The following is a 24,863-nucleotide window of genomic DNA, read 5'->3' on the forward strand; positions in this document are numbered from 1 at the left end:
CCCCAGACGAGTCCGCGCGGCAACGTTCCATGGGGGTAGGGAGAGGACCATGCGCGCGTCACGCCTCAGCTTCGCCGTCGCGGCTTTGCTCCTGAGCGGTTTGTCCTTCGCGAACGCGGCCCCGCCGCCCTCCACGCCGGAGACCGGCATCGGCCCCGTCACCAAGCTGCCGCTGCCCCGCTACGCCAGCCTCAAGACCGACCGCGTCAACCTGCGCGAAGGGCCCTCCAAGGATCACCGCACCCTCTGGGTGTTCCAGCGCGCCGGCCTGCCGGTGGAGATCGTCGGCGAGTTCGAGACCTGGCGGCGGATCCGCGACTCGGAGGGCACCGAGGGTTGGGTGCTGCATTCCCTTCTGTCGGGACGGCGCACCGCGATCGTGAATGCCGGCCCCGACAAGGGCGCCGAGAAGGCCGCGATCTCGCTGCGCGCCAAGGCCGACGAGGGCGCCGAGGACGAGGCCCGGCTCCAGACCGGCGTCATCGGCAACGTGAAGAGCTGCACCGGCACCTGGTGCCGCCTGATCGTCGCCCTGCCCAACCGCCGGGACGTGGACGGCTATATCCGCCAGAACCGCCTCTGGGGCGTCTATCCGAACGAGGTGGTGGAGTAAGGTTTTTCGTTTCCGGGGGAGGGGCGCCGGGCAACGCCGTTTGGCTCAATTCGACGACCAGATCTGCGCCGCGCCTTCCACCCCCCATCCTGACGTGGCGGCGGAGCGTCGCCAGGGAAGGGGCCCTCAAGACCCGCGCAAGCTCTGGAGCCCTCCTTCAAGGCCTCCGCTGCGCTCCGTCGCCTCGGGATGAGGGGGAGGGGTGGGATAGGCGCTTTTCGGAACGGTCTGCCGCGGTTCGGTTGAGGACCGGCAGGCGCTCGCCTCCGCGAGGCGCAGGCTTTTCACCCGCACGCGCCGCAATGCTGACACCCTCGCTCGTGCAGACCGCGACACGCCCCCCCTCTCCCGAGCGGGAGAGGGTTGGGGTGAGGGGACAGGTCTATACGGAGAGGTCGCATCCCTCGCCCTGTCCCTCTCCCGTACGGGAGAGTGGACCCGCGATGCATCCGGAAACGACCGATGCGCAACAAAAAAGCCGCCCGAAACCGGGCGGCTTGATCTCGACGCGAGCGGCCGAAGCCGTCTGAAAAATCAGCTCTGGCGGCGGCCTGCGGGGCGGGCGCGGCGCAGGCGGACGATCACCTCAACGCCGGCGATCTCCATGCCCTCGGGGGCCTCGGGCAGCGAATCGACCGTGATGCCGCAATCCGGCATGTCGATCACCTGGTTCTCGTCCTCGAGGTAGAAGTGGTGGTGCTCGCTCGGGTTCGTGTCGAAATAGGCCTTCGACCCGTCGAGCGCGAGCTGGCGCAGCAGGCCGGCTTCCGTGAACTGATGGAGCGTGTTGTAGACGGTGGCCAGGGAGACCGGCACCTTCGCGCGCATCGCCTCGTCGTACAGCATCTCGGCGGTCAGGTGGCGGTCGCCGCGGCCGAACAGGAGCCAGCCGAGGGACAGGCGCTGACGGGTCGGACGCAGGCCGGCCCGGCGCAGACGGTCGCGCAGGTCCGACAGCGGACAGCCGCGGCGCGGCATCCCGTTGGCTTCCAGCTGGGGGGCGGGCACCCGGCCGTTGAGGATCGCCTGGAGTGGCAGCAGTTCGGACATTTTGGGATTGAACGCTCGACGAGGACCCTGAAGGAATGGGATTGCTTGCATTATATGGAAGTGGTCATCCGGTCGCAACCCGAGCCGCCTCGGACCCGGTGCGAAGTCGTTGATGGCTTTGAAGGCGCTGCGCCCCGTGCTAACCCGCGCGCCGAAGAACCGGGCGACTGGCGCATGGCGCGCACCCGCCCCGTCAAGAGAGTCCAGAGGAAACAGCCACCTTCATGCCGACAGACGCCGAGACGCCAGAACAGGCCGCGAGCCGCAAGTCGCACTATTCCTACGAGGATCTACTGGCCTGCGGGCGCGGCGAACTCTTCGGCGCGGGTAATGCACAGCTTCCGCTGCCGCCGATGCTGATGTTCGACCGCATCACCAGCATCGGCCAGGAGGGCGGTGCCCACGGCAAGGGCCATGTCACGGCCGAGCTCGACATCCGTCCCGACCTCTGGTTCTTCCCCTGCCACTTCCAGGGCGACCCGGTGATGCCGGGCTGCCTCGGGCTCGACGCCCTGTGGCAGATGCTGGGCTTCCATCTGGGCTGGCTCGGTTCGCCGGGCCGCGGCCGGGCGCTCGGCGTCGGCGAGGTGAAGCTCGCCGGCCAGGTCCTGCCGACCATGAAGAAGGTCGTCTACAACGTCGACGTGAAGCGCGTCCGCCAGGGCAAGCTGGTGCTGGGTATCGGCGACGGCTGGCTGGAGGCCGACGGCGAGCGGGTCTATCAGGTCCAGGATATGCGGGTCGGCCTGTTCCAGAGCTGATCGAGCCCGGTTCGGGGGCGTCTTTCGCATCCGGCGGCAACGCCGGACGCCCTCGGCAGTTGAGATTATGTCCGCGTCACCTTAGCTGACCGGGACGCGGCGCGGGCGACCGACGCCGCGACGGAGGAATCGTCACGACCATGCGCCGCGTCGTCATCACCGGGATGGGCATCGTCTCGTCCATCGGCAACAATCCGCAGGAGGTCCTGACCTCCCTCCGTGAGGCGCGCTCGGGCATCGCGCGCGACGCGAGCTATGCCGAGCACCATTTCCGCAGCCAGGTGTCGGGCCGGCCCAGCCTCGATCCCGAGGGGGTCGTGGACCGGCGCGCCATGCGCTTCCACGGCGGCGGATCCGCCTGGAACCACGTCGCCATGGATCAGGCGATCCAGGATTCCGGCCTCGAACAGGCCGACATCTCGCATGAGCGCACCGGCATCATCATGGGCTCGGGCGGCCCCTCGACCCGGGTGATCGTCGATGCCGCCGCCATCACCCGCGACAAGGGCCCGAAGCGGATCGGCCCCTTCGCGGTCCCGAAGGCGATGTCCTCGACCGCCTCGGCAACGCTGGCGACCTGGTTCAAGATCCGCGGCGTGAACTACTCGATCTCGTCGGCCTGCGCGACGTCCAACCATTGCATCGGCAATGCCGCGGAGATCATCCAGGGCGGCCGGCAGGACGTCATCTTCGCCGGCGGCTGCGAGGATCTCGACTGGACGCTCTCGGCCCTGTTCGACGCCATGGGCGCCATGTCGTCGAAGTACAACGACACCCCGGCCCGGGCCTCGCGCGCCTACGACGCCAACCGTGACGGCTTCGTCATCGCCGGCGGCGCCGGCGTGCTGGTCCTCGAGGAGCTGGAACACGCCAAGGCCCGCGGCGCGAAGATCTACGGCGAGGTCGCCGGCTACGGCGCCACCTCGGACGGCCATGACATGGTCGCCCCGTCCGGTGAGGGCGCGGTGCGCTGCATGCGCCAGGCGATGGAAGGCCTGAAGGGCGCACGGATCGACTACATCAACCCGCACGCGACCTCGACCCCGGTCGGCGACGACAAGGAGATCGAGGCGATTCGCGAGGTGTTCGGCCGCGGCGAGGATTGCCCGCCGATCTCGGCGACCAAGTCGCTGACCGGCCATTCGCTGGGCGCCACCGGCGTGCAGGAGGCGATCTACAGCCTCCTGATGATGCAGAACGACTTCATCTGCGAGAGCGCGCATATCGACACGATCGATCCCGCCTTCGCCGACATGCCGATCCTGCGCCAGCGCCGAGACGAGGCCAAGCTCGGCCACGTCCTGACCAACTCCTTCGGCTTCGGCGGCACCAACGCCACCCTGGTCCTGAAGCACGTAGACGCTTGACAGTCTCATTTCGGAACCACCCCGTGTGAGGCTGCGTTTACCGTCCGTTGAATGGGGTGGTGACCATGGGTACGTTCCTGATCGGTGCACTGAGCGGCCTGATGATCGCAGGTTGCGCCGCGATCTACGCCAAGCAAGCGCTGATCGAGGAGGCCCGTTCGCATACGGACGGGTATTTCTAGGCGGCCCTTTCACCCTGCGATGAACGCCCCGCCCGCCGGCGGGGCTTTTTTTTTGGCCCGATCCCGGGGCCGTGCGGTTTGGAACGCGCGCCAAGCCGCGCTAAGGCACCTGCGTCGCGGTGTCGTCGTTCACCGCATCGCGGCCCGTTCCGGTTTCCCCGGCGCGGCGTGCTCGTACGGAATGTGAGTCGGCATGACAGGTTTGATGGCGGGCAAGCGCGGCCTGATCATGGGCGTCGCCAACGATCACTCGATCGCCTGGGGCATTGCCCGGACCCTCCACGCCCACGGCGCCAAGCTCGCCTTCACCTATCAGGGCGAGGCCCTGGGCCGGCGGGTCGCGCCCCTGGCGGCGCGGGTCGATTCGGACATCGTGCTGCCCTGCGACGTGGAGGATATCGCCTCGGTCGATACCACCTTCGCGGCCCTCGACGAACGCTTCGACGGCGGGCTCGATTTCGTGGTCCACGCCATCGGCTTCTCCGACAAGGCGCAGCTCAAGGGCCGCTACGTCGACGTCACCACCCGCGAGAACTTCGCGCGCACCCTGACGATCTCGTGCTTCTCCTTCACCGAGATCGCTCAGCGGGCCGCCAAGCGGATGACGAAGGGCGGCTCCCTGCTGACCCTCACCTACGGTGGCTCGACCCGGGTCATGCCGAACTACAACGTGATGGGTGTGGCCAAGGCGGCGCTGGAAGCCTCGGTCCGCTACCTGGCGAGCGATCTCGGCCCGGACGGGATCCGGGTCAACGCCCTCTCGGCCGGCCCGATGCGGACGCTGGCCGGCGCCGGCATCGCCGACGCCCGCCTAATGTTCAACCACCAGGCCGCCCACGCTCCGCTGCGCCGCACCGTCAGCCTCGACGATGTCGGCGGCTCGGCCCTCTACCTGCTGTCGCCGCTCTCCGGCGGCGTCACCGGCGAGATCCATTTCGTCGATGCCGGCTACAACATCATCTCGATGCCGCGCCCCGACGTGCTCCAGGCCCAGGACGCGGCCGGCGTCGTCGGCGATGCCTGAGCCCTGCGCCGGCTATTCCTCGGGGATCCGGCCGGGTGGGAGCGGGCCCCGGCCGCGCTCGCGCTCGGTCCGGACCGGGCGCCGCTGACGCTCGGCCCGCACCTCGTCGGGGGTCGGCGGGGCCGAGGGATAATTCGAAGCGAACGGGTTGGGCGGCGCAGACCGCGAAGAACCGCCGAAGAGGGTGTCGAAAAAGCCCTCCGCGGCGTGTGCATGCGTCGAAGCGACGAGGAGGCTGAGAGCCAGGATCGGGCGAAGGAGCGTCGTCATGCGGCGCCCGTAGCCCGACTTTCCGGCGGATCGGAGGCCGCGCGGGAACCCCGCGGCGCGCGACGGGTTCGGGCTCAACACAACCGCGTGCGTACAGGAGTCGCAATGTCCGAGGTTACCTATCGCATCGTCGAGCACGATGGCGGCTTCGCCTACAAGGTCGGCGACGTGTTCTCCGAGACCTTCCCGAGCCGCGAGGAGGCGCTGCAGGCCGCCCAGGCGGCGGCCGCGGAGCAGCAGGTCCCCGGCTCCACCGAGGGCATCCGCTACCAGGATCAGGCCGGCAGCTGGCACGACGAGACCGCGCAGGGCAGCGATCGCCCCCGCGCCAAGGTTGTGGACTGACCGGAGCGGCGCTGCCGTGGCCTCGACCAAAGCCACAACCCAGGCGCGCACCACGACGAGCCCCAAGCCGGACGCCATCGCCAAGCCCGCGCGTCCCAAGGGCGCGCGGCGCACCACCCCGTCGCCGGAGACCCTGGCGGCTCTGGAGCCGGACCGGCTGATCGGCCTGATCCTCGGCGAAACCGCCCGCAATCCCACGTTCAAGAAGCTCGTCACCGCCGCGCTCGCCTCCCTACAAGGGCCGGACGCCGTGGCGGCGATGATCGACCGCCGCCTGGCCGCACTCGAATCCGCCCAGGGCTACATCGACTGGCAGAAGCGCAGGGCGTTTGCGGCCGATCTGAACGCCACCGTGACCGTCATCCTCGACGAGCTGCGCCCGCTGGATGCCGGCGCCGCCCTGGAGCGTCTCAAGCGATTTCTCGACGGCGCCGATTCGGTGCTGAACCGGGTCGACGACAGCACCGGCGCGGTGCAGGGCGTCTACGAGCGCGCCACAGAGGCCTTCGTGGCGATCGCGGCCGCCCTGTCGCCCGCGGAGGCGGCGCGGGTCGCCGCCGGCCTCGTCGGCCCCTTCACGGCCGACCCGTTCGGCCCGCTCGGCACGCTTCTGACGGAGATGGTTCCGACGCTCGATCCGGATACGTTGTCGGAGATCGACACCGCGCTCGCGCAGGCAGCGTCCGGGCTAGCAAAGGCCGGCAAGGCGCGCAGCCAGGCCGATCATCGCCACATCGCAGCGAGAGGCCAGATCCTGCGCCAGCGCCAGGTGATCGCCGACCGGCGAAACGATGCCGACGCCTTCATCGCCCTGGAGCGGGAGATCGCCCCCGGCCAGGAGGACCGTCTCTCGATCGCGCAACGGCTGCTCGCCGCCGGTCGAGCCCAGGAGGCGCTCGACTGGATCCGCCGCGAGCAGGGGGCCGGCCTGCGCATCGTCACGCGGGCCGACCTGATTGCAGGGTTCGACCCGCGCGGGCCCGACCGTGCGCGCAAGGCGCTGGAAATCGAGATCCTCGACGCGCTGGGCCGGCGCGAGGAGGCGCAGGCGCTGCGCTGGGCGCTGTTCGAGCGCGATCTCGACGCGCCGATGCTGCGCGCCTACCTCGCCAAGCTGCCGGATTTCGAGGACGAGGAGGCGCTGCTTCGCGCGCTCGATCACGCCGAGGCTTACGGGAATCCGCACCGGGCGCTCGCCTTCCTGGTGGGCTGGCCGGATCTGCCCCGGGCCGCCGGGCTGGTCGAAGAGAAGCGCAAGGTCTGGCTGGGCGAGCACTATTCCGTCCTAGCGCCGGCCGCGGAGGCCTTGGTCCAGGATCACCCGCTCGCCGCGACGATCCTGTATCGCCGCCTGCTCGACGGCATCCTCGAATCCGGCCGCAGCGCCGCATATGCGCATGGTGCCCGATACCTGCTGGAACTCGACGGTCTCGCCGACCGCCTGGGCGCAGGTGCCATCGATCCGTCGCCGGGCGCCTACCGGGAGAGGCTGCGGCGGGACCACGGCCGCAAGCACGCCTTCTGGGGGCTGCTGCGGGACTGAGATTCTTCAAGCCATGCCGTCGGGGCGACGCGAGATCGAGCCCGGGGCCTTCCGTCACTTCGCAATGACGGCGCGGCGATCATACGCCCGCGCCTCGCGTGACGTGCGGGCGGGCAATCCCTATGCCACGTCCAGAACCTCGATGGCATCGACCCGATCGGGATAGAACGCGACGTGGCCCGCGATCGGCGCAACCGCGGGAAACGGTGCCTCGTAGCTCCACACCGCATCGGCGCGCCGGGTCCCGTGGACCACAAGGTCGAAGTAACTGGCATCGCCCTTGTAGGGGCAATGGCTGGTCCGCGCCGACGGCACGAAATGCTCGGCCCGGATGTCGGCCCTGGGAATGTAGAACACCGCCGGGTAGCGACCTTCGTCCAGGCGAAGCGCATCGCGCGTGTCCGCCACCGCCACGCCGGCCACCAGCACGCGCACCCGGCGCGGTTCCAGCGTCACGGTGATCGGATGGTCGGGTCCAGGTTCAATCATGATGTCCTCCCGGGTTCGGGCTTCAGCTCGACGGTTCCGAGGGCGTCGGCGAGGCGCGATTTCGCGGTCCCGGGACGCAGCGGCTTCTGCTGGCTCTCGTGCGGGACCCAGCCGGACAGCCACAAAACCTCGAAGGTCGCGCGGATGCGCCCATCGGCGTCCGAGAAGCGCTCGGCATAGACTTCCGCGGTGCGCACCAGGGTCGCCCGGCGCAGGGGCGTCCGCCGTCGCTCGGTGAGCACGTTGGTCATGCCCATGGCGCGCAGGTCGCGCATCAAGCCGAACGGGTCGGCGTAGCGCACCGTCAGCGTGTCGGTATCGGCCACCGGCAGCGCGAAGCCGGCCCGCTGCAGCAGCGCCCCGGCCTCGCGCACGGCGGCGAAGGGCGCCACCCGCGGGCTGACCCCGCCCTCGATCTCGCTCTCGGCCTGGGCGAAGCTCTGACGCAGCTCGGTCAGGGTGGCACCGCCCAGCAGGCAGCCGAGGAACAGGCCGTCCGGCCGCAGCGCCCGGCGCAGCTGGATCAGCGTTCCGGGCAGGTCGTTGACCGCGTGGAGCGCGAGCAGCGACACGGCGAGGTCGAGGCTTCCGGCGGCCAAGGGCAGGAATTCCGGGTCTCCGACGATCCGGTTGCCGCCCGGTCGGCGCACGGCCGAGAGGCGGAGGTGAATCGCCTCCGGATATCGGTCCGCGAGGACCTGTGCAGCGCCGGCGCCGGGGGTGGCCAGGTCGAGCACCGTGCCGAAGGTACGCAGCACCGCGCCGAGGCGGTCGTCCAGATCCTCGACGACGCGGTCGAGGAGGAAACGGGCGTAGCCGTTGCGCTCGGCCCGGGCGAGGCGTTGGCGGGCGAGGGCGGTGTCGAACAGGGTGGCCGGTGCATCCATGGGCCTGCACATGGCGCTTGCGGCACCGTCCCGCCAGCATTCCCTCCGCATGGCTGTGAATGGCAGCGATCGCGGCTGCACACAGACCCGCGAGGTGCCCTAACCTCGCGGAACGAGTCGGCACCGTCGCCGTTCCTGCTGCGACTGGCCGCAAGGCCGAGATGGATCAGGGAGTTCAGGTCATGAAGCGCATGCTCGTCGGGGCCGCCATGGCTCTCGCCGCCCTTACCGCCGCGAGCGGCGCCGAGGCCAAGGGCTGCATCAAGGGCGCGATCGTCGGCGGCATCGCCGGCCACTATGCCGGCCATCACGGCCTGGTCGGCGCCGCCGCAGGCTGCGCGATCGGCCGGCATCGGGCGAATTCGCAGGCCCGGCAGCGGGATCAGGACTTCGACCAGCGGGGCGCGCGCCCGGTCTCGGCCCGCTAAGCTTCGTCCTTCGCCCGCATGACGGCGATCGCGGCCGTCGCATCGGCCCTGCGCGGCTTGCCGCGCGGGGCCTTGTCGTTGATCTACCCGCCGACCTGCTCCGGGTGCGGCAGTGCCACGGCGGATCCCGGCGCCCTGTGCCCGTCTTGCTGGACCGGCCTGCGCCTCATCGAAGAGCCCCTGTGCCAGCGCTTCGGCACGCCCTTCGCCGTCGATCTCGGCGTGGGGCCGCTGCTCTCGCCCCGGGCGATCGCCGAGCCGCCGGTTTTCGGGCGTGCCCGGGCCGTCGCGCTCTACGACGATGTCGCCCGCCGTCTCGTCCACCGGCTGAAATACGAGGATCGGCTCGACCTGTCCGGCGTGATGGGCCGGATGATGGCAGCGAGCGGCCGGACGCTGATCGCCGAAGCCGAATGCGTCGTCCCGGTCCCGCTTCACCGCTGGCGTCTGTGGCGGCGGCGGTTCAATCAGGCGGCGTTGCTCGGCCGGGTGATCGCCCAAGGCGCGGAGCTGCCGTTCGAGCCGTCGGCTCTGGTCCGGGTCCGGGCGACCCGCTCGCAGGTCGGCCTCAGCCGGCCGGCGCGGGCCGAGAACCTGAGCGGAGCGTTCCGGGTGGCGACGGCGCAGGCGCACCGGATCCGCGGCCGGCGGATCCTGCTCATCGACGACGTGATGACGACCGGCGCGACCGGGAACGCGGCTGCCCGGGCGCTCCTGCGCGGTGGGGCGGCATCGGTCGACCTGCTCACCTTCGCGCTGGTCGGCGACGCCGCCGGGTAAGGCTCCCGGTCAGGCCGTGACCCGCTCGCGGCTCGGAAAGCTCACCGCCAGGGTGAAGTCGAACGCCTCGGCAATGCTCTCGTACCAGAGCGAGAACGGCGTGGGCCGGGCCAGATGGAGCGCGCCCTCGGTCTCGGTCCCGGCGCGCTGCAGCGCAGCCCCGTGCTTGGCCGCCAGCCTCAGCATCGGGCCGTTGCCGGAGAGACAGCGCACGTGCAGGTCGACCACGCCGCGATGGCGCGCGGCGCGCGCGATCCGGGCGAACAGGGCCGCCCCGATCCCCTGGCGGCGGAAAGCCCGCTCGACCGCGAAGGCGGCCTCGGCGCGCGGACCCAGGATATAGGGCGACGAACCGGTTTCCATGGGGCGCAACTCCGCCAGCCCGCGCAGGACACCATCCACGAAGGCGCCGTACATCACGCCTTCGGCGGTCAGCGCCTGCGCGGCATAGGCCCGCACGCCGGCTTCGCTGACATTGCCCATGAAGCGATTCGCACGCGCCTCCGGATCGAGGCGCAGGAAGTAGTCGAGCACCGCATTGCGGTCGGCCGGCCATAGGCGCCGGACCGTGTGGGCCGACACGGCGAGGTGTCGAACGGCCATGATGGGTCTCCGGTCTGGGCGCGTTGTCGCGCCGATTGGTCCGGACGTTCCTCCCCAAAGACCCGGATGATCTCGCATCCCCATGGCCGTTGTGCAATGCAGCAATATGACTGAGCCCAGGCCTGGGCATGCTGCCATGCGCGGGCCTGATGGAACGGTTTGGCGTCGCGTGTTCTGTCCCGGGCTTGATTCGAGCCGAGCTTGCACGGCACAGGGAGGCGGCCCGGGTCGGGAACGGTCGACCGGGTACGGGGGTGCCGGTCCGGCGCCGTGGCGAGTTGCAGGGGACCGGCGGCGTGAGCGAGCAATCCGGGAAGCGACACGCGCCCTCCGCGGAGGCTCGGGCCGGCGCCGTCTCGCCCGGCCCGGTTCACGAACGCTACGAAGCCCTGGTAGCCACGGGCGCCATCGAGCGCGACCCCGCCCAGGCGCAGCTGGTGCGTGCCCTCGATCGGCTGCTTCAGGATCTCGGACGCCGCAAGCGCGCCAGCAAGACCAGCGCGCTCGGCTGGTTGTTCCGGCGCAAGGACGAGGCCGAGTCCCCCAAGGGACTCTACATCTGGGGCTCGGTCGGGCGCGGGAAGACCATGTTGATGGACCTGTTCCATGAGGCTGCGCCGGCCCCGAAGCGGCGGGTCCATTTCCACGGGTTTCTGGCTGATGCGCACGAGCGCATCCACGCCTATCGGCAGGCGCTGAAAGCCGGCACCGTGAAGGGTGACGACCCGATCGGCCCGGTGGCCGACCAGCTCGCCGACGAGGCGACCTTGCTGTGCTTCGACGAGTTCACGGTGACCGACATCGCCGACGCGATGATCCTCGGGCGCCTGTTCGGGCACCTGTTCCGGCGCGGCGTCACCGTGGTGGCGACCTCGAATGTCGAGCCGGATCGGCTCTACGAGGGCGGCCTCAACCGCGCCCTGTTCCTGCCGTTCATCGCGACGCTCAAGGATCAGGTCGAGGTCGTTCGCCTCGATTCGCGGACTGATTTCCGCCTGGAGAAGCTCGGCGGCGCGGCCGTCTATCACGTTCCCGCGGACGAGGCCGCCCGCGCGGCCCTGGACGCCGCGTTCAAGGCGTTGACCGGCAAGGCCAAGGGTCGCCCGGCGACGATCCAGGTCCACGGCCGGGACGTGGCGGTCCCCGAGGAGGCGAACGGTGTCGCGCGCTTCAGCTTCGACGACCTCTGCCGGCAGCCGCTCGGCGCATCGGATTACATGGCCCTGGCGCGTTCCTTCCACACGGTGATCCTCGACGGGATCCCGGTGCTGAGCGAGGCCGAGCGCAACGAGGCCAAGCGCTTCATCACCCTGGTGGACACGCTCTACGACCGGCACGTGAAGCTCGTCGCGTCCGCGGCCGCCGAGGCGCAGGACCTCTACACCGCCGAGACCGGCCGCGAGGCGTTCGAGTTCGACCGGACCGTCTCCCGGCTGATCGAGATGCGCTCGCACGAATACCTCGCCTTGCCGCATGGACGGGCCGATTCCGAGGCCTCGGGTGCGAGCACCGGGCTGGTGGAGACGTGAGCGGCCGTCAAGGAGTCGGATCGATCTTTCGTCTGCGGCGGCCGAACTGGCGCGGCGCCGGTCCCCTGGGACCGCTGCTCGGCTCACCCGCCGCCTTCATCCTGCTGGTCGTGGCGCTGGTCGCGGGCACCGCCAATTATCTGGGCGGGGAAGCCGACCACGCCGCCACCGCGCAGGCCAACGCCACCATCGCGGGGGTCGAGCGCCTGCTGTCCGAGGTCAAGGACCTGGAGACCGGCGAGCGCGGCTTCGTCCTGGTCGGCAGCGAGGATTACCTGGCGCCCTATACCCAGGCGCTCGGCAAGATCGAGACCGAGCTCAGCGCGCTCGGCTCGACCGCCCAGGAGCCGGTCCGGGCCGGCGCCCCGTCGCTCGCCGGGCTGGTGGCGCAGAAGCGCGACTTCGCCACCCGGGTGGTCGCGGCACGCCGGGACAAGGGCTTCGACGCGGCCACCGACCTCGTCCGCACCGGCGAGGGCAAGCGCGTCATGGACGCGATCCGCCTGGAGGCCGCATCCCGCCAGGCGATCACCGCACAGCACCTCGCCGACCTGCAGACCCGGGAGCGCTGGCGCGGGCTGGTCCTGTTCCTGCTCTCCGGCGCGGCGGCACTCGGGGCGATCGTGCTGCTCGCCCGCCTCGCCCTGGTGCGACGGCAGGAATCGCTGCGGATGTCGCGGCTGCTCGACGGCGTGCTGGCCAACGCCCCCGTGGGCCTCGGCTTCCTCGATCGCGACCTGAAGATCCGCCACATGAACCGGGCGCTCGCCACGATGAGCGAGCGCGGCTTCGGGGCCGATCTCGGCGCCCCGATCTGGGCGATGCTCCCGACCCTGCGCGAGGAATTGGCGCCCAAGCTCGCCGCAGCGCTGGAGGAAGGGTTGGTCTCGCCGAACGTGCCGGTGGCGGTCCCGACGCCGTCCGCCCCCGGCGGGGTGCGCCAGTTCTCGATGAGCTTCTACCCCCTGCGCGGCGACGGGACCGGAGGCGACAGCGGCCGGGATGTCGAGGGCGTCGGCCTGGTCGTGGTCGACGACACGATCCGCCACCTCGCGGAGATGCGGACCCGGCGCAGCGAGGAGCGCTTCCGCTCGCTGATCGAGGCCAGCGCGGCCATCGTCTGGACCGCCAACCCGGAGGGGAGCCTGCACCGGCGCCAGACCGCCTGGAGCCGCTTCACCGGCCAGGACGAGGCCACCTATTCCGGCCTCGGCTTCCTCGACGTCATCCACCCGGACGACCGCGCCCACACCCAGGCCGACTGGACGCGGGCGGTGACGACGCTGCAGCCCTACGCCACCGAGCACCGGATCCGGGCGCGCTCCGGCGCCTATCGACACATGAGCGTGCGGGCGGTCCCGATCCTCGAAGCGGACGGGACGCTGCGCGAATGGGTCGGCACCCACACCGACATCACCGAGCGCAAGGAGGCGGAAGCCGCAATCGAGGCGGCCCGCGCGGCGGCCGAGGCCGCCAACGAGGCCAAGAGCCAGTTCCTGGCCAATATGAGCCACGAACTGCGCACGCCGCTCTCGGCGGTGATCGGCTATTCCGAGATGGTCCAGGAAGAGCTGGAGGATCTCGGCGAGGCCGACCTCATCGCCGACATGAAGAAGATCGAGTCGAACGCCCGCCACCTGCTCGGCCTGATCAACGACGTGCTCGACATCTCCAAGATCGAGGCCGACCGGGTCGAGATCTACGCGGAGGATTTCGATGTCGCCGAGGTGGTCCGCGACGTGGCCGCCACGGTCGAGGGCCTGATCGCCAAGAAGGGCAACACCCTGGCCCTCGACCTGGCGGAGGATGTCGGCACGGCCCATACCGACGTGACCAAGCTGCGCCAGTGCCTCATCAATCTCCTGAGCAACGCGGCGAAGTTCACCGAGAACGGCCGGATCACCCTGGGCGTCAGCCGCACCGTGGAGGCTCTGCGCTTCACCGTCACGGATACCGGCATCGGCATGAGCGCCGAGCAGGTCGGGCGGCTGTTCGAGCGCTTCACCCAGGCCGACGCCTCGACGACGCGGCGCTTCGGCGGGACCGGGCTCGGCCTGTCGATCACCCGCGCCTTCTCGGAGATGCTGGGCGGCGCCATCGCGGTGGACAGCCGGGAAGGGGAGGGCACGACCTTCACGCTGACGCTCCCGGTGCAGTTCGAGGGCCCTGAGGCCGAGCATGCGGGCGTGGCCGGCGAGAGCCCGGGCGACCGCCGGACGATCCTGGTGGTCGACGACGATGCCGCCACCCGGGATCTCCTCGCCCGCTTCCTGGAGCGCGAAGGGTTCTCCGTGGCGGTGGCCGAGGATGGACGGCGCGGGCTCGAACTCGCCCGGACCCTGCGCCCGAGGGCGGTGCTCCTCGACGTGACCATGCCGCAGATGGACGGCTGGGCGGTGCTGCGCGCCCTGCGGGCGGACCCGGAGATCGGCGCGACGCCGATCGTGATGGTCACGGTGCTGGACGAGCAGAACCTCGCCTTCTCGCTGGGCGCCACCGACTATCTGCAGAAGCCGATCGACTGGGGCAGCCTGCGCCACGTCATCGACCGCTTCCGGCCGGTCGCCGCCGAGGGTCCGATCCTGGTGGTCGAGGACGAGGCGGATGCGCGCGCCCATGTCTGCGCCTATCTCGGCCGGGAGGGCTTTCCTGTGGTCGCGGCCGAGAACGGCGTGCGCGCGCTTGAGACCCTGGAGGCGGAGCGGCCCTGCCTGGTGCTGCTCGACCTGATGATGCCGGAAATGGACGGGTTCGGCTTCCTGCGAGCCCTGCGCGCCCGGCCCGACTGGCGGGACATCCCGGTGGTGGTGCTCACCGCCAAGGACATCACCGCCGAGGACCGCCGGCGCCTCGCCGGCCAGGCCGACCGGGTGCTCGCCAAGGGCACGACGGGCCTGAGCGAGCTGGCCCGGGAGCTTCGAGCGTTGATGCCCGGGCACGCCGAGGCGGAGTGAGCCGGCCAGGGCTCACCCCGCCCGGTGATCAGAGGCCGCGGAACGCCATCACCAGCGCCCCGACGGCGATGCCCCAGAGCGCCAGGGTCGACCAGATCGCGCGCCGGCCCTCGCTGCGGGCGAAGTGCTCCAGACGCCGCGCATCGCCGGTGCCGGCCTCGTCGAGCCGGATAAGCACGCGCTTGAGCCGGGTCGCGAGGTCGGGAATATCGCCGACCAGGTCGGAGACCACCCGCAGCGCCTCGAAGCCGCTCTGGGCGCGCCCGAGCGGGCCGGCATTCTTGGTGATCCAGCTGCGCACCACCGGTTCGGCGGTGGTCCACATGTCGAGGCGCGGATCGAGCGAGCGGGCCACGCCCTCGACCACCACCATGGTCTTCTGGAGCATCACGAGTTCGGTCCGCGTGCTCATGTCGAACAAGGCGGTGATGTCGAACAGCAGCGTCAGCACCTTGGACATCGAGATCTCGTCGGCCCGGCGCTGGTGGATCGGCTCGCCGATCGCCCGGATCGCCTGCGCGAAATCCTCCACCGAGTGGTGCGCCGGCACGTAGCCCGCCTCGAAATGCACCTTCGCCACCCGGCGATAGTCGCGCAGGATGAAGCCGAGCAGGATCTCGGCCAGGAACCGGCGCTCGTTCAGGCCGAGCCGGCCCATGATGCCGAAATCGACCGCCACCAGGCGGCCCTCGGCATCGACCAGCAGGTTCCCCTGGTGCATGTCGGCGTGGAAGAAGCCGTCGCGGATCGCCTGCCGCAGGAAGCTCTGGATCACCGTGCGGCCGATCGCCTGCGGATCGTGGCCGGCCGCGGCGAGCTCGGCCGCGCTGTGCAGGCGCACGCCCTCGATCCACTCGGCCGACAGCACCTCCCGGGCGGTCAGCTCCCATTCGGGCTTCGGCACCCGGAAATCGAGGTCGTCCTTGGTGTTCTCGGCGATTTCCGAGGCGGCGGCGGCCTCGAGGCGGAAGTCCATCTCCATCAGCACGGAGCGGGCGAGGATCTCGACGACCTCGCGCGGGCGCAGCCGCTCGGCCTGCGGCGAGAGCGCGTGCACCACCCGGGCCATGAACCGCATGACTTCGAGGTCGCGCATGAAGCGCTCGCGCACGCCCGGGCGCATCACCTTGACGGCGAGCGCCCGCTGGGTGCCGTCGGCATCCTGCACCACGGCCTTGTGGACCTGCGCGATCGAGGCGGCGGCGATCGGCTCGCTGAACGACACGAACAGCGCGTCCACCGGCTTGCCGAGCGCCATCTCGACGACCTTGAGGGCGGTCTCCTGCGGGAACGGCGGCACCCGGTCCTGCAACCGCTCCAGGTCGGAGGCCGCCCGCATGCCGACGATGTCGGGCCGGGTCGCCAGGAACTGGCCGAACTTCACGTAGGACGGGCCGAGCCGCGTCAGGGCGGCCGACAATCCGGCGGCGCCATGCCCCAGGCCGCGCCGCTCCAGGGTCCGCCCAAGCTTCAGGGCGAAGCGCAGATGGGCCGGCAGCTCGGACGGGTCGACCAGGGCGAGGGCACCCTCGCGCGCCAGGACGAAGCCGACCCGGGCACCGCGGAACAGGTTGATCGCGGCGCCGATCATGAACGCACCGGGGCTTTCCCCCCCACCGCGACGGCGGGCGGGCGGTGGCATGCGTTGGCCAAGATCAGGAGACCTTCCAGCCGGAATGGATCGCCACGATCCCGCCGGACAGCGGCCGGTCCGTGACGTGGCGGAAGCCGGCGCGCTCGATCATGCCCGCGAAGGCGCCGCGCGTCGGGAACTTGCGGATCGACTCGACCAGGTAGCGGTACGATTCGGCATCGCCGGCGACACGGGCGCCGATCCGCGGGATCACGTGGAAGGAATAGGCGTCGTAGATCTTGTCGAGCAGCGGGATGTCGACCGCGGAGAATTCCAGGCACAGGAACCGGCCGCCGGGCTTGAGCACCCGGCGCGCCTCGGCCAGCGCGGTCTCGATCCGCGGCACGTTCCGGATGCCGAAGGCGATCGTGTAGGCGTCGAAGGCGGCGTCCGGCAGCGGCAGGCTCTCGGCGTTGCCGGTCACGAAGGCGATCCGGTCGCCCGCATCCTCGACCTTCTCCCGGGCCCGCTCGGCGCCGACGCGCAGCATCGATTCGTTGATGTCGAGCACCGTGACCCGCGTCTTCGGGCCACCCGCGGCGAGCACCCGGAACGCCACGTCGCCGGTGCCGCCGGCCACGTCGAGATGCGCGAAGGGCCGGCCCTGCGGCGGCCGCAGCATCGAGACGAGCTGCGCCTTCCAGGCCCGGTGCAGGCCCGCCGACATCAAGTCGTTCATGACGTCATAGCGGCGGGCGACCGAGTGGAAGACGCTGTCGACGCGCCCCTGCTTCTCGTCGAGCGACACGCGCTCGAAGCCGAAATCCGCGCTCTCGCGCTCCGTCGCCCCGTCCCCGGCCTTCATGACGCTCCCGTTCTCAGAGCCGTTCCCGATCGCGCTGCGCCCGGGAACGGCTCCAAGTTCTCGATGTGACGCGCTCGCTGGCGCCGAACCGGCATCCGCTTCGGCGGCGAGCGCTTTTAAGCCCGTGCGTCATAGCGAAGGCCGCGCCCATCCGCCATGCGTCCTATCACGCGGGCGGTGACGGATCCTCAGCCGACGCGGGCGCGCAGGGCGTCGGCGACAGCGTTCGCCATGGCGCGGGTGCCCATCGGGTTGGTGCCCTCGCCGGCGATGTCGGCGGTGCGGGCGCCGCTCGCGAGCGCATCCATCACGGCGCCGTCGAGCGCGTCCGCCGCCTCGCCGAGCCCGAACGAGTAGCGCAGGCACATGGTGAGCGAGCCGATCATCGCGATCGGGTTCGCCTTGTCCTGCCCGGCGATGTCCGGGGCCGAGCCGTGGCACGGCTCGTACAGCGCCCGGCGCACGCCGCTGTCGTCCACGGCGCCCAGCGAGGCCGAGGGCAGCATGCCGAGCGAGCCGGTGAGCATCGCGGCGAGGTCGGACAGCACGTCGCCGAACAGGTTGTCGGTCACCAGCACGTCGAACTGCTTCGGCCGGCGCACCAGCTGCATGGCGCAATTGTCGGCGAGCACGTGCTCCAGTTCGATCTGGGCGTAGTGCTCGGCATGGACCTTGGTCACGACCTCCTTCCACAGCACGCCGGACTTCATCACGTTGTGCTTCTCGGCCGAGGCCACGCGACCGGAGCGCTTGGCCGCCAGATCGAAGGCGACATGGGCGATCCGCTCGATCTCGCCGGTGGTGTAGACCTGCGTGTCCACGGCCCGCTTCGAGCCGTCCGGGAGGGTCGTGATCTCCTTGGGCTCGCCGAAATAGACGCCGCCAGTCAACTCGCGGACGATCATGATGTCGAGGCCCTCGACCAGCTCGCGCTTGAGCGCGGAGGCGTCGGCCAGCGCCGGGTAGCAGATCGCCGGCCGCAAATTGGCGAACAGCTCGAGATCCTTGCGCAGGCGCAGCAGGCCGGCCTCCGGGCGGTTCTCATAGGCGACGCCGGCCCATTTCGGGCCGCCCACCGCACCGAGCAGGATCGCGTCCGCGGCGCGGGCACGCGCCAGGGTCTCGTCCGAGAGCGGGCGGCCATGCGCATCGAGGGCGCAGCCGCCGACGAGATCGGTCTCAGTCTCGAAGGTCGCGAGCCCGGTCTCCTTCAGGGCGTCGAGCACGACCTGCATGCCGCCCGCGACCTCCGGGCCGATCCCGTCGCCGGGCAGGAGCAGGAGCTTGTAGCTGGCCATGACGGTCTCGCGGGTTCTCTCTCGACGTGCCGGCGGGCTTTATCGAGGGCGGGGCGCGCTTGGCAAGGCGCCGAGCCGGGGCGGACCTTGTGTTTCCGTGGCGACGGCGCTACCTCTGCCGGCCACCGCGCGGGTGCTGCGTCACGCCGTCCGCGCCCCACCCGGGAGAGACGAGCCTTGGCCAGAGCCGGCTCAGCGATCGAGACCGCCCGCGCCGCCTCTACGGTGCTTCGGTCCCGTGCGCGCCGCTCCGGGCTTCTTCTTCCGCTTCTGCTTACCCGCCCCTGAGGGCCGTCTGGGCGCGCGCGCCTGGGCCTTCAGGGGAGTTTCTGCACTCGCGACATCCAGCCCCGCCCGGGGCACCACGCCGGCCCGAGCCTTCCGCCGGGCGGCCCGCGATAGGGTAACGCCATGACCACCAGCACCACCGCCCGCGAACGCATCGTCATCTTCGACACGACCTTGCGCGACGGCGAGCAATGCCCCGGCGCCACCATGACCCACGACGAGAAGCTGGCGGTCGCCGAGCTCCTCGACACGATGGGCGTCGACATCATCGAGGCCGGCTTCCCGATCGCGTCGATCGGTGACTTCGAGGCCGTGTCGGAGATCGCCCGGCGCACCAAGCGCGCCACCATCGCGGGTCTCGCCCGCGCGATCCCCGCCGACATCGCCCGGGCCGGCGAGGCGGTGCGGCACGCCAAGCGCGGGCGGATCCACACCTTCGTGTCGACCTCGCCGATCCACCTCGCCCACCAGATGCGCAAGACCCAGGACGAGGTGCTCGAGATCATCCTGAAGACCGTGGCCCAGGCCCGCGACCTCGTCGAGGACGTGGAATGGTCGGCCATGGACGCGACCCGCACGCCGATCGACTACCTGTGCCGCTGCGTCGAGGCCGCAATCAAGGCCGGTGCCACCACGATCAACCTGCCCGACACGGTGGGCTACGCCACGCCCTCCGAGTACCGCGACATGTTCGCGTCCGTGCGTGAGCGGGTGCCGAACGCCGATCAGGCCGTCTTCTCGGTCCATTGCCACAACGATCTCGGCCTCGCGATCGCCAATTCGCTCGCCGGCATCGAGGGCGGCGCAAGGCAGGTCGAGTGCACGATCAACGGCATCGGCGAGCGGGCCGGCAACGCCGCGCTCGAGGAGATCGTCATGGCCCTGCGCACCCGCGCGGACGTCCTGCCCTACGAGACCGGCATCGAATCGACCATGCTGACCCGCGCCTCGAAGCTGGTGAGCCACGCTACGAACTTCCCGGTGCAGTTCAACAAGGCGATCGTCGGCCGCAACGCCTTCGCGCACGAGAGCGGCATCCACCAGGACGGCATGCTCAAGAACGCCGAGACCTACGAGATCATGACCCCGGCCTCGGTGGGTCTGACCAAGACCTCCCTGGTGATGGGCAAGCATTCCGGCCGGGCGGCCTTCCGCTCCAAGCTCGACGATCTCGGCCTGCACCTGTCCGACAACCAGTTCCAGGACGCATTCGAGCGGTTCAAGGCCTTGGCCGACCGGAAGAAGCACGTCTACGACGAGGATATCGAGGCGCTCGTCGACGAGAACCTCGCCACCGCCCATGACCGGATCCGGCTGGTCTCGCTGTCGGTCATCGCCGGCACGCGGGGGCCGCAGCGCGCCACCCTGCGCATCGCCGACGAGACCGGGACGCGGATCGAGGAGGCGGACGGCAACGGGCCGGTGGACGCCGTGTTCAACGCGATCACCGCCCTGGTGCCGCACAAGGCCGAGCTGGAGCTGTATCAGGTCCAGGCCGTCTCCGGCGGCACCGACGCCCAGGCCGAGGTCTCGGTGCGCCTGCGCGACGGCGAGCGCAGCGTCACCGCCCGCGGCGCCGATCCCGACACGCTGGTGGCCTCCGCCAAGGCGTATCTCTCGGCGTTGAACAAGCTCGCGGCCCACGCCGTGCGGGTTCATGCACAGCACGCGGCGGCGGAATAGCAAAAAACCTGCATCCGGGGGTGGACAGCCCCCGGATGCGTTGGTATCAGCCCGCCACCCCGGACGGACTTGGTGGCCACCGGGGCGGGTCGCAGACGCGATCGGGCGCATAGCTCAGTTGGTAGAGCAGCTGACTCTTAATCAGCGGGTCCTAGGTTCGAACCCTAGTGCGCCCACCAAGATTTTCCGAACATTCTTTCGAGAAGACAACCCTGAGGCCGCGGCTGAGCCGCTGCGCTTGGGGTTTCTGCGTTCTGGCTTGAGCGGCGGACGGGAAGGGGCCGGCCGCGAAGCGCCGTGCGGCCTGCTGGTCCGTACACAACGAAATCCAAACCTCTCCGATAGCGTGCAGGACAATTTCTCCCGCCTGTGCGATCTAGATTTCGGAACTATCTCCGCCTGAAGATGGTCTAGCCGTCGCTTGTCGATGGTTGAACTCGGAGATTTGTCGGTTGGTTCGTTTCGCCTCGATCGTTGCCGCCGCAGGCGCCCTGGCGACGTGCGGGCCCGCCTGGGCGGCGCCGGAGATCACCCTGGCGGCGATCGCGACGGGCCGGCTCTACGTCGTCGGGACCACCGATCGCCCACACCTGCCCGTGGTGCTGGAGGACAAGTTCCGCACCGAATCGGATGACAAGGGCAAGTTCCAGTACGAATTGGTCTACCACCCGGCCCGCTGCATCGTCGCGGCCACGATCGACGGCAAGGCCGTCGAAGCGGTCGTGAGCAATTGCGGGCAGCAATGCACGCTCGCTCCGCCGAACGCCGCGGCGGGTGCCGCGTCTGCCGCGGCGCCGCTCCCGGCGATGCCGGGGCGGGCAGGGTTGCCCGCGGCCGCCGGCCCGCCGACGCGTGCGCCGCAGAACCGGGCGAATGCTGCGTCGCCTCCGGAGCGCCCGGGCGCCACATCGGAGCCCGCCGCACCGGCTCCGGCCGGGCCGGCGGCTGGCGCAGCCAGGAAGGTCCAGATCGAGCGGCCGCCGCGGCCGCCTCAGCGCCCCGTCACGCAGGTGCCTCCGCAGGCCCGTGCCGTCCAGCCCGCGAAGCCGGCCCGCAAGCCCCGGCCGTCGCCGCGTGAGGCCCCTGACGATGCCGGTCCGCCGATCGCCGACTGATCGGCGGACCACGTGGCCGCGGATGCAGCCGGATCGCGGGGTCCATCGCGGATCGTAGGGCAACCGGCCGCATCGGCGACGGGCCCGGCCGACCGCCTCCACGCCACTCCACGTGACATTTTAACTCAGACAAATATCGGACACGTTTCATCGCCGGGTTTGTCGTCTATGCTATATTAGCAACGTTTAGACTGCATATAAATCTGTTTTTGCACTATTCGTGCGGAAGCACCAATGCAATTTATGATTTCTGAACCCTTGCTAAAAAGCTACCCTTTTTGTGCGAGACGCGAGATAATCCCACGATCCAAGATTGAAAATGATGGGTCGATCGCCGACGCGATGAAGACGATTTTTTCGGCCCTCGGCGAGCATTCCGACACCAATTTTCGGATCTGGAAAGATTTCGCGAATGCTCGCCTGATGCCGGCGGAGCTGTATCGGGTTGGCGACGGCACGTTCCACGGCTTGTTCGAGGGAACCGATCTCGGATCGCTGCTGATCACGCGTTCGACCTTCAGCGCCGTGCGCGTCGAGTCGACACCGACGACGCTCCGCAGAAACGCCAAGCGGGACACCCTCGCGGTCACGGTCAAGCTGTCCGGAACCTCCATGTGCGAGCAGTTCGGTCGCCAAGCGATCGTACAGCCCGGCGAGATCATGGTCCTGGATCGGGCGAGCCCGTCCATCCGGCAAACGACCGGGCCTTCTCGCTCGCTCCTTCTGGAGATCCCGCGCGACCGCCTGGAGAACCTCCTGGGTGACGCGCGCCATTTCTCGGTCCTGAGCGTCGGGGCCGATCTCGGAAGCGCCCGGCTGGTGACGACGTTCCTCGACACGCTGCTGCGGGTCGAGAACACCTTCACGCCGGACGCCGCCCAGCGGATGTCGGCGATCGCCGTGGACCTCGTGGCGGCCAGCATCGCCGAGCGCCTGGCGCGCGAGGTGCCACGACCGCTGCACGGCACCGTCGTGGTCCAACGCGCCAAAGCCTATGTCGAGGCTCATCTCGGCGACCCGGCCCTCGACCCGTCTCAGCTCGCCGCAGCGGTGGGCGTGTCGCTGCGCAGGCTGCAGGAGCTGTTCCACGAGCATGACCAGCACATCTCCGACTGGATCTGGCAGCGGCGGCTGGAGACGGCGGCCAAGCGGTTGACCGATCAGGGATGCCGCCATCTCTCCATCGGCACTCTGGCCTATGGCTGCGGCTTCGCGAGCCAGGCCCACTTCTCCCGCCGGTTCAAGGACCGGTACGGCATGGCGCCGAGTGAATTCCGCCATCTCTCGGATCAACCCGCCCCGAAAGCCTGATCGGGCGGAGCCGCGCGTCGCTGACGTCGAAACAGGGCCGGGACGCCGGGCGACGCCCTTACTCCACCAGTCAACATCCGTTGCGCGAGAGACATCCGTAATCAGCGGTTGTTAATCTATTTTCGGCAAGCATTCGCGGCTGCAGCTTGGAGCGATTTTGTATTCCGCTGCATTGCGAGGGTGTCGTGACGCTGCAATCTGTATCCATTCGTACGAAGCTGATCGTGGCGTTCACCATCCTGACCGTCTTCGTGGTCGGCCTGGGCATGCTCGGGCTCGCGGCCACGCAGAAGCTGCGCGATCAGACCGTCGCGATCGAGACGAACTGGTTGCCGAGCGTCAAGACGCTGAGCGAGATCAACACGCTCACGGCCCGCAGCAGCGGGCTCCTCCTGCGCCACACGCAGGCGACCGACCCGGCGCTGCTCGCGAGCATCGATAAGGATATCGCCAACTTCGATAAGACCCTGAACGAGAAGACCAAGCTCTACGAGACGCTGATCAGCTCGCCGGAGGAAAAGGCGCTCTACGAGACCCTGAGCCGCGCATCCGAGAGCTTCCGGGGAGTTCGGGACGAGGTGCTGAGCATCTCCCGCCGGGGTGACAAGGCACAGGCCTACAGCCTCTACGAGACGAGCGGACTCGCGCCGCGTCGCGCCGTGTCCGGCACCCTCGAGAAACTCGTCGCCCTCAACAACGACGGCGCCGGCGCTGCCGAGGCGCAAGGCAAGGCGGTCTTCGAGGAGACCCGGATGCTGATCCTCATCGCGATCGGGATCGCCGTGGCCCTGTCCGTGCTGTCGGGTGTTGTGATCGTCCTGGGTGTCACACGCGGCATCCGCTCGGTGGTGGAGCCGATGCAGTCCCTGATCGCCGGCGACCTCGCGGTGACGATTCCCCATCAGGGCGCGAAGACCGAGATCGGCAAGATCGCTGACGCCGTGCAGGTGTTCAAGGATGGGCTGATCCAGATGAAGGCGCTGGAATCCGAGACCGCCCAGGCCCGGCTCGCCGCCGAGGAGCAGCGCAAGCTCGGCATGCGCCAGATGGCCCAGGATTTCGAGCAGGCGGTGGGTGGGATCATCGGCCTGGTCTCAGCCTCGGCGACCGAGTTGCAGGCCACCGCGGGGGCGATGTCGGCGATGGCGGGCCAGACCTCCGCCCAATCCGGCGCGGTCGCGGCGGCTGCGGAAGAGGCCGCGTCCAACGTCAACACCGTGGCGGCTGCCGCGGAGGAGCTCGGCTCCTCGGTCCAGGAGATCGGCCGGCAGGTCGACGGCTCGGCCAGCCTGGCGCAGCGCGCCGTCAACGAGGCGGATCAGACAGCCGTGCTGGTGCAGGAACTCAGCGCCGCCGCGGCCCGGGTGGGCGACGTGGTCGGGCTGATCTCGTCGATCGCCGGCCAGACCAACCTGCTGGCGCTCAACGCCACCATCGAGGCGGCCCGCGCCGGGGCCGCCGGCCGCGGCTTCGCGGTGGTCGCCTCCGAGGTGAAGGCCCTCGCCGAGCAGACCGCCAAAGCCACCGACGAGATCTCGGGCCAGATCGCCCGGATCCAGGCCTCGACCGGTCAGGCCGTGTCGGCGATCGGCTCGATCGCGACCCGAATCCAGGAGATCAGCGGCGTGACGACCTCGATCGCCGCGGCCGTCGAGGAGCAGGGTGCGGCAACTCAGGAGATCGTCCGCAACGTCAGCCAGGCCGCCATGGGGACGGGCGCGGTGACCAGCAACATCGCCGGCGTCGCGGGCGCCGCCGAGGAGACCGGGACGGCGGCGAGCCGAGTGCTCGGAGCGGCGTCGGAACTCTCGCGGCAGTCGGAGCACCTTGCGGCGCAGGTCAATCGCTTCCTCGCCACCGTCCGCGCCGCCTAGATCAGGACTCGGCCGCGCGCTCATTGGAGGG

Annotated in this window: 22 protein-coding genes and 1 tRNA gene; 16 read left to right on the forward strand and 7 right to left on the reverse strand. The window is 69.9% G+C overall.

All coding sequences use genetic code 11. From position 1 onward, the window contains the following. Positions 1-49 precede the first annotated feature (49 nt). Complete coding sequence (locus WYO_RS04895) at positions 50-613, forward strand: SH3 domain-containing protein (RefSeq protein ID WP_007559803.1); 564 nt, start codon at positions 50-52, stop codon at positions 611-613. Positions 614-1,147: 534 nt separating this feature from the next. On the opposite strand, the gene irr is transcribed toward WYO_RS04895, so the two are convergent. After that, entirely contained in the window at positions 1,148-1,663 is a 516-nt protein-coding gene (gene irr / locus WYO_RS04900) for a Fur family transcriptional regulator Irr (RefSeq protein WP_007559805.1), read from the reverse strand. A 224-nt stretch (positions 1,664-1,887) separates the two neighbouring features. Between irr and fabA the strand changes: the two genes are divergently transcribed. The 6 genes from fabA (at position 1,888) to WYO_RS04930 (ending at position 7,155) form a co-directional block, all read left to right on the forward strand. Next, on the forward strand, positions 1,888-2,424 hold the full coding sequence (gene fabA / locus WYO_RS04905) for a 3-hydroxyacyl-[acyl-carrier-protein] dehydratase FabA (RefSeq protein WP_007559807.1): 537 nt from the start codon (positions 1,888-1,890) through the stop codon (positions 2,422-2,424). Positions 2,425-2,564: 140 nt separating this feature from the next. Beyond that, positions 2,565-3,791: a beta-ketoacyl-ACP synthase I gene (gene fabB, locus WYO_RS04910; RefSeq protein WP_007559809.1), complete on the forward strand. Its 1,227-nt coding sequence runs from the start codon at positions 2,565-2,567 to the stop codon at positions 3,789-3,791. A gap of 59 nt (positions 3,792-3,850) precedes the next feature. Beyond that, the gene (locus WYO_RS32350) at positions 3,851-3,973 is read left to right on the forward strand and encodes a hypothetical protein (protein ID WP_279596884.1); all 123 of its coding nucleotides are present in this window, start codon (positions 3,851-3,853) and stop codon (positions 3,971-3,973) included. Positions 3,974-4,166: 193 nt separating this feature from the next. Then, positions 4,167-4,997: an enoyl-ACP reductase FabI gene (fabI, locus tag WYO_RS04915; protein WP_007559813.1), complete on the forward strand. Its 831-nt coding sequence runs from the start codon at positions 4,167-4,169 to the stop codon at positions 4,995-4,997. Positions 4,998-5,372: 375 nt separating this feature from the next. After that, complete coding sequence (locus tag WYO_RS04925) at positions 5,373-5,612, forward strand: DUF2188 domain-containing protein (RefSeq protein ID WP_007559814.1); 240 nt, start codon at positions 5,373-5,375, stop codon at positions 5,610-5,612. A gap of 76 nt (positions 5,613-5,688) precedes the next feature. Further along, positions 5,689-7,155: a DUF6880 family protein gene (locus tag WYO_RS04930; RefSeq protein ID WP_085985772.1), complete on the forward strand. Its 1,467-nt coding sequence runs from the start codon at positions 5,689-5,691 to the stop codon at positions 7,153-7,155. A 120-nt stretch (positions 7,156-7,275) separates the two neighbouring features. Here WYO_RS04930 and WYO_RS04935 read toward each other — a convergent pair whose 3' ends face one another. Together WYO_RS04935 and WYO_RS04940 are read right to left on the reverse strand one after the other, a co-directional pair. Further along, positions 7,276-7,644 carry a DUF427 domain-containing protein gene (locus WYO_RS04935; protein WP_007559818.1) on the reverse strand — a complete coding sequence of 123 codons (369 nt, stop codon included), beginning with the start codon at positions 7,642-7,644 and terminating at the stop codon, positions 7,276-7,278. Further along, entirely contained in the window at positions 7,641-8,531 is an 891-nt protein-coding gene (locus WYO_RS04940; RefSeq protein ID WP_007559820.1) for a methyltransferase domain-containing protein, read from the reverse strand. Before WYO_RS04940 ends, WYO_RS04935 begins: the two co-directional genes overlap by 4 nt. Before the next feature lie 182 nt (positions 8,532-8,713). Here WYO_RS04940 and WYO_RS04945 point away from each other — a divergent pair, with 182 nt between their 5' ends. Together WYO_RS04945 and WYO_RS04950 are read left to right on the forward strand one after the other, a co-directional pair. Next, positions 8,714-8,959 (forward strand): hypothetical protein, encoded by a 246-nt coding sequence (locus tag WYO_RS04945; RefSeq protein ID WP_007559822.1) that lies wholly within the window; start codon positions 8,714-8,716, stop codon positions 8,957-8,959. Between the two features lie 18 nt (positions 8,960-8,977). Next, complete coding sequence (locus tag WYO_RS04950; protein WP_007559824.1) at positions 8,978-9,739, forward strand: ComF family protein; 762 nt, start codon at positions 8,978-8,980, stop codon at positions 9,737-9,739. A gap of 9 nt (positions 9,740-9,748) precedes the next feature. On the opposite strand, the gene WYO_RS04955 is transcribed toward WYO_RS04950, so the two are convergent. Continuing rightward, positions 9,749-10,342 (reverse strand): GNAT family N-acetyltransferase, encoded by a 594-nt coding sequence (locus WYO_RS04955; protein ID WP_007559826.1) that lies wholly within the window; start codon positions 10,340-10,342, stop codon positions 9,749-9,751. A gap of 296 nt (positions 10,343-10,638) precedes the next feature. On the opposite strand from WYO_RS04955, the gene zapE reads away from it, so the two are divergent. Together zapE and WYO_RS04965 are read left to right on the forward strand one after the other, a co-directional pair. Then, positions 10,639-11,871, forward strand: coding sequence for a cell division protein ZapE (gene zapE, locus WYO_RS04960; protein ID WP_039902338.1), 1,233 nt, complete (start codon positions 10,639-10,641; stop codon positions 11,869-11,871). Then, positions 11,868-14,825: a response regulator gene (locus WYO_RS04965; RefSeq protein WP_007559835.1), complete on the forward strand. Its 2,958-nt coding sequence runs from the start codon at positions 11,868-11,870 to the stop codon at positions 14,823-14,825. Before zapE ends, WYO_RS04965 begins: the two co-directional genes overlap by 4 nt. Before the next feature lie 28 nt (positions 14,826-14,853). Here the strand turns inward: WYO_RS04965 and ubiB are convergent, their stop codons facing one another. The 3 genes from ubiB to leuB form a co-directional block, all read right to left on the reverse strand. Beyond that, positions 14,854-16,416, reverse strand: coding sequence for a 2-polyprenylphenol 6-hydroxylase (gene ubiB / locus WYO_RS04970; protein ID WP_007559837.1), 1,563 nt, complete (start codon positions 16,414-16,416; stop codon positions 14,854-14,856). Positions 16,417-16,480: 64 nt separating this feature from the next. Then, positions 16,481-17,263 (reverse strand): bifunctional demethylmenaquinone methyltransferase/2-methoxy-6-polyprenyl-1,4-benzoquinol methylase UbiE, encoded by a 783-nt coding sequence (ubiE, locus tag WYO_RS04975; RefSeq protein ID WP_007559838.1) that lies wholly within the window; start codon positions 17,261-17,263, stop codon positions 16,481-16,483. A 188-nt stretch (positions 17,264-17,451) separates the two neighbouring features. Then, a complete protein-coding gene (gene leuB, locus WYO_RS04980; protein WP_007559840.1) occupies positions 17,452-18,561 on the reverse strand; it encodes a 3-isopropylmalate dehydrogenase in 1,110 nt (369 codons plus the stop codon). Positions 18,562-18,972: 411 nt separating this feature from the next. On the opposite strand from leuB, the gene WYO_RS04985 reads away from it, so the two are divergent. The 5 genes from WYO_RS04985 (at position 18,973) to WYO_RS05005 (ending at position 24,832) form a co-directional block, all read left to right on the forward strand. Then, positions 18,973-20,532 (forward strand): 2-isopropylmalate synthase, encoded by a 1,560-nt coding sequence (locus tag WYO_RS04985; protein WP_007559842.1) that lies wholly within the window; start codon positions 18,973-18,975, stop codon positions 20,530-20,532. 103 nt (positions 20,533-20,635) lie between these two features. Continuing rightward, a tRNA-Lys gene (locus tag WYO_RS04990) sits at positions 20,636-20,711 on the forward strand. A 273-nt stretch (positions 20,712-20,984) separates the two neighbouring features. Beyond that, positions 20,985-21,647: a hypothetical protein gene (locus WYO_RS04995; RefSeq protein ID WP_007559844.1), complete on the forward strand. Its 663-nt coding sequence runs from the start codon at positions 20,985-20,987 to the stop codon at positions 21,645-21,647. 342 nt (positions 21,648-21,989) lie between these two features. Further along, positions 21,990-22,958 carry a helix-turn-helix domain-containing protein gene (locus WYO_RS05000; RefSeq protein ID WP_039902303.1) on the forward strand — a complete coding sequence of 323 codons (969 nt, stop codon included), beginning with the start codon at positions 21,990-21,992 and terminating at the stop codon, positions 22,956-22,958. Positions 22,959-23,143: 185 nt separating this feature from the next. Continuing rightward, entirely contained in the window at positions 23,144-24,832 is a 1,689-nt protein-coding gene (locus tag WYO_RS05005) for an MCP four helix bundle domain-containing protein (RefSeq protein ID WP_007559848.1), read from the forward strand. The last annotated feature ends 31 nt before the right edge of the window (positions 24,833-24,863 follow it).

Origin of the sequence: Methylobacterium sp. GXF4, from assembly GCF_000272495.1 — a bacterium.
Classification (GTDB): domain Bacteria; phylum Pseudomonadota; class Alphaproteobacteria; order Rhizobiales; family Beijerinckiaceae; genus Methylobacterium; species Methylobacterium brachiatum.

What these genes read in the sequence shown, in the direction of transcription:
- leuB (WP_007559840.1), bottom strand. Translation starts at nt 18,561, where the DNA reads ATGGCCAGCTACAAGCTCCTGCTCCTGCCCGGCGACGGGATCGGCCCG.
- WYO_RS04940 (WP_007559820.1), bottom strand. Translation starts at nt 8,531, where the DNA reads ATGGATGCACCGGCCACCCTGTTCGACACCGCCCTCGCCCGCCAACGC.
- WYO_RS04985 (WP_007559842.1), top strand. Translation starts at nt 18,973, where the DNA reads ATGACCACCAGCACCACCGCCCGCGAACGCATCGTCATCTTCGACACG.
- fabA (WP_007559807.1), top strand. Translation starts at nt 1,888, where the DNA reads ATGCCGACAGACGCCGAGACGCCAGAACAGGCCGCGAGCCGCAAGTCG.
- ubiB (WP_007559837.1), bottom strand. Translation starts at nt 16,416, where the DNA reads ATGATCGGCGCCGCGATCAACCTGTTCCGCGGTGCCCGGGTCGGCTTC.
- WYO_RS04925 (WP_007559814.1), top strand. Translation starts at nt 5,373, where the DNA reads ATGTCCGAGGTTACCTATCGCATCGTCGAGCACGATGGCGGCTTCGCC.
- WYO_RS04945 (WP_007559822.1), top strand. Translation starts at nt 8,714, where the DNA reads ATGAAGCGCATGCTCGTCGGGGCCGCCATGGCTCTCGCCGCCCTTACC.
- fabB (WP_007559809.1), top strand. Translation starts at nt 2,565, where the DNA reads ATGCGCCGCGTCGTCATCACCGGGATGGGCATCGTCTCGTCCATCGGC.
- irr (WP_007559805.1), bottom strand. Translation starts at nt 1,663, where the DNA reads ATGTCCGAACTGCTGCCACTCCAGGCGATCCTCAACGGCCGGGTGCCC.
- WYO_RS04895 (WP_007559803.1), top strand. Translation starts at nt 50, where the DNA reads ATGCGCGCGTCACGCCTCAGCTTCGCCGTCGCGGCTTTGCTCCTGAGC.
- fabI (WP_007559813.1), top strand. Translation starts at nt 4,167, where the DNA reads ATGACAGGTTTGATGGCGGGCAAGCGCGGCCTGATCATGGGCGTCGCC.
- WYO_RS04955 (WP_007559826.1), bottom strand. Translation starts at nt 10,342, where the DNA reads ATGGCCGTTCGACACCTCGCCGTGTCGGCCCACACGGTCCGGCGCCTA.
- WYO_RS04935 (WP_007559818.1), bottom strand. Translation starts at nt 7,644, where the DNA reads ATGATTGAACCTGGACCCGACCATCCGATCACCGTGACGCTGGAACCG.
- ubiE (WP_007559838.1), bottom strand. Translation starts at nt 17,263, where the DNA reads ATGAAGGCCGGGGACGGGGCGACGGAGCGCGAGAGCGCGGATTTCGGC.
- WYO_RS04950 (WP_007559824.1), top strand. Translation starts at nt 8,978, where the DNA reads ATGACGGCGATCGCGGCCGTCGCATCGGCCCTGCGCGGCTTGCCGCGC.
- WYO_RS05000 (WP_039902303.1), top strand. Translation starts at nt 21,990, where the DNA reads ATGAAGACGATTTTTTCGGCCCTCGGCGAGCATTCCGACACCAATTTT.